This is a genomic window from Parapedobacter sp., from assembly GCF_053550995.1.
Genome location: NZ_JBMQOC010000045.1, coordinates 1 through 3799, shown reverse-complemented (window position 1 = coordinate 3799; position 3799 = coordinate 1). Strand labels below are relative to the sequence as shown.

Sequence of the window (3799 nt, the reverse complement as noted above, 5' to 3'; positions counted from 1 at the left end):
GCACGGGCTACCGTTTACGTACCCTAACCGAACCGGGCGACCGCACGTCTGTCTGTGCATCGCCCGTATAACTGATGTTGCCGGAGCCACTGATGGATGCAACCAATTTCTGGTCAACGTGGATGTCCACGCCACCGGACCCCGACACCTTTAGGTTGGCGGTCTGTGTTTCCAGGTCACCGCCATCAAAACGGCCCGAACCGCTGATCGACGCGTTGCACTGTGCCGCGTGCCCATTGGCCTGTATGCGTCCGGAACCGCTGATCGACGCATTAACCACGTCGGCCGCGGATTCGAACGTTATCCTCCCCGAGCCGCTCAATGACACATGGAACGATTCGCCGGCAACGGCATCCGAAACCGAAATACTTCCAGAACCCGATTGGGTCAACCCATCGAGTTGCCTTGCGGACACATACGCCGTAACCTTACCCCAATTGGTTCGTTGGGATAGCTGCTTGAACCGAATCTTCAGGGTTCCTCCCTCTACGACCGTTTCGATTTGCCGGATGGCGGCATCGTCCCCTTCAAGCCGAACGGACTCCGTATTACCCAATTTCACTTCTACCACGATACTCCCGCTGTTGGCAATGGCATGGAATCCGGAGACGCTGCGCGTTTCATCTGCGTACGAAGGCGACAATGCTGCGTGGGCCAAGCCTACGCCGAAAAAGGGCAGTAATAATACCAACCAGCCCAGTGATGATAATTTCAATTTCATAATCGTTATTTTTCCATAAGACGCATAAAACGGCATTTCGTTGCAGGTCGGCCACCTAATTTTTCCCGCCACCGGGCACCCCATACTTGGAGAAGCGGAAGCAAACCGCTATTTTTAACCCAGATTATTCATTAGCTTTGGAAATCATACCCGTTACCGGAGAGCAATTAGCCCGATCGTTTGTAACGATGGCGCCCCCGCTTTACAGCGATGATCCGAATTATATCAGGCCGTTGGATAGCGACGTGCATCAAGTATTCGACCCGGATGCCAATCCACGCCATCATAACGGCGATTGCGCCCGCTGGCTGCTGCGCGACCGCACAGGGCGCTTCATCGGCCGTATCGCGGCATTCTATCATGCCAGGACCTTCGAACAGGACGAGGTCCCCGTGGGCGGCTGCGGCTTCTTCGAATGCATCGATAACCAGCAGGCAGCCGACCTGCTCTTCGATACGGCCAAAACATGGCTGCAAGATAAAGGGATACAGGCCATGGATGGGCCCATTAATTTTGGCAACCGCGAACGCTGGTGGGGCCTCCTGGTAGATGGGTTCCATCAACCTTGTTATTGCTGCAATTATAACCCACCTTACTATCAGCAGCTTTTTGAACATTACGGGTTCCAGACGTATTTCAAGCAATTTACCTACGGGCGGGACATCGCGGCCAAGTTATCAAGCAAAGTAGGCGAGAAAGCGATGCATACCCTGCAAGACGCGGGCTATACCTTCAGCCATATCAATGCCCGGAAACTCAACCAGGCCGCGGAAGATTTCTGCACGGTATACAACGAGGCCTGGGCGAGGCACGAGGGGGTGAGCCCCATGAGCATCGAAAATGCACGTAAGCTCATGCGAAGCATGAAACCCATCGTGGACCCCAAAATCATATGGTTCGCCTATTATCGCGGTAAACCGGTGGCGTTTTGGGTAAATATCCCCGACGTGAACCAACTCATCGTAAAATATATGGATGGGAAGCTCACGTTATGGGGGAAGCTCCTTTTTCTCTGGAACCGGTGGCGGAAACGCTGCCATACGATGTTTGGCATCGTATTCGGCGTCGTGCCCGACCACCAGCGGAAAGGCGTGGAAGCAGCCCTCATTATGGCGGCATGCAAAGTGGTGCAAGACCCCGCGCAGGTGGGCTACAAGGAATTGCAAATGAATTGGATAGGCGATTTCAATCCAAAAATGATGAATGTAGCCCGGTATATCGGGGGCACCATTTATAAAACACACCATACCTACCGCTACCTATTCGACCGTAGCAAGCCGTTTGAAAGGCATCCCATACTATAGGATTACGATGTTAAACTATGTCGAACACATCGTTCGTATCCCGACTTTTCGTACTTTTGCAACAAACCAGCAAACGAGTTGATAATGAAAAGACTAACGTTCAGCGGACATATCTATCTAGGTTTCTCGCTCTTAATTGCCATCCTGCTCGTTAGCTTGTTTTACCTCATCTTATTGTTCAGGCAAATAGACATCGCCCACGCCACACTCGCAAGCATCAGGACCACCTATATCGTCACCGCCGTACTGGTCTTCGCCCTCATTATATGGCTGCTTGTCTATATCACCAAATCATTTGAACACAACAAGAAGATCGCCTACCGTATCCGTCAATCCAACCGCGACCTGAGCAGGCTCTCGAAAGAGAAGGAGGTTGACAATTGGATACTCAACGGATTAGCTGCCCTAGACAACGACACCCGGGGCGGGCGCTCAGAAAACGAAATCGCCGCGAACGCTATCCGGACGGCATGCCAGCATGTGCAGGCCAAAGTGGGTACGATATACCTCAAAAGTTCCTCGCACGAAGATGTGTACGTCCACGCGGGATCATATGCGGCTGAGACGCAAGACATGCCCCCTAAGATGATGGGCAGCCAAGGGCTCGTAGGCGAAAGCATCACCTCCCGAGAACAGCTTGTCCTCTCCGACATACCGGAAAATTACCTCACCGTCACCTCTTCATTGGGCCGTACCGGTCCGAAAAACATCGTTGTCCAACCGTTGGTTTATGAAGATGAGGTCCTTGGCGTGATGGAAATCGGCTTTTTCCGCGAAATCGACCAAAAGACGCTCCAGTTCCTGCAACGGGCAGGGACCACGTTGGCGGTAGCGACCAAAGTGGCGCAGGCGCACACGGCCCTCACCCGCCTTTATGAAGAAACTCAGCAACAGGCAGAAGAACTGGAGGCACAACAGGAAGAACTGCGGGTACAGCAGGAGGAACTTAAGAACGCCAACCTGGAGCTCGGCGAAAAAGCGCGGTTATTGGAAGAACGCAATATTTCCATCGAACTGGCACGCCAATCCATTGCGTTGAAAGTGGATGAGTTGGAACAATCGGGCAAATACAAATCAGAATTCATGGCCAACATGAGCCACGAATTGCGCACACCGCTCAATAGCATCCTCATCCTTGCCAAGTTATTGGAAGACAACAAAGCGGGCAATCTCCTAGCGGAACAGGTGAAATATGCTTCTGTCATTCACCATGCTGGATCAGACCTCCTCGAACTGATCAACAACATCCTGGACCTGTCAAAGATCGAGTCGGGCAATATCGAACTCTTGTTAGAAGACATTCCCCTGTCGTCCATTGCCGAAGACATGCTCGACCTGTTCGGCAGCGTTGCGGACAGCAGGACCATTGACTTCCGTATTACGGTAGACGAAGGCCTGCCAACAAGCATCACGACAGACGAACAGCGGTTGAGGCAGGTGCTCAAGAACCTGCTTTCCAATGCATTCAAGTTTACCAAAGAGACCGGTCGCGTGGAACTGCAGTTCACCCCCGCGGGCAAGTCGCCCGATTGGGAAGAAGGCCTACTGAAGGACGTGGCACAAGACCAAGCCATCGCCATCGCCGTGACAGATACCGGTGTCGGTATCGCCGAAGAAAAACAACAACTGATTTTTGAGGCGTTCAAGCAAGCGGATGGTTCCACAAGCCGCCAATTTGGCGGCACAGGTTTGGGGTTATCCATTTGTCGGGAGCTCGCCACCCTATTGGGCGGCATCATCCAGGTAACCAGCACGGTAGGCAAAGGCAGTGCCT

The 3799-nt window shown here is 52.8% G+C and carries 3 protein-coding genes; 2 read left to right on the top strand and 1 reads right to left on the bottom strand.

Going from position 1 to position 3799, the window contains the following annotated elements; translation table 11 throughout:
• Positions 1 to 7: 7 nt before the first annotated feature.
• On the bottom strand, positions 8 to 721 hold the full coding sequence (locus tag ACO1NT_RS06735; RefSeq protein ID WP_449047690.1) for a head GIN domain-containing protein: 714 nt from the start codon (positions 719 to 721) through the stop codon (positions 8 to 10).
• Positions 722 to 858: 137 nt separating this feature from the next.
• On the opposite strand from ACO1NT_RS06735, the gene ACO1NT_RS06730 reads away from it, so the two are divergent.
• Both ACO1NT_RS06730 and ACO1NT_RS06725 read left to right on the top strand, forming a co-directional pair.
• Positions 859 to 2025, top strand: coding sequence for a hypothetical protein (locus ACO1NT_RS06730; protein ID WP_449047689.1), 1167 nt, complete (start codon positions 859 to 861; stop codon positions 2023 to 2025).
• Positions 2026 to 2109: 84 nt separating this feature from the next.
• Positions 2110 to 3799: sensor histidine kinase (locus ACO1NT_RS06725; protein ID WP_449047688.1), on the top strand; the 1690-nt coding region annotated here is incomplete at its 3' end.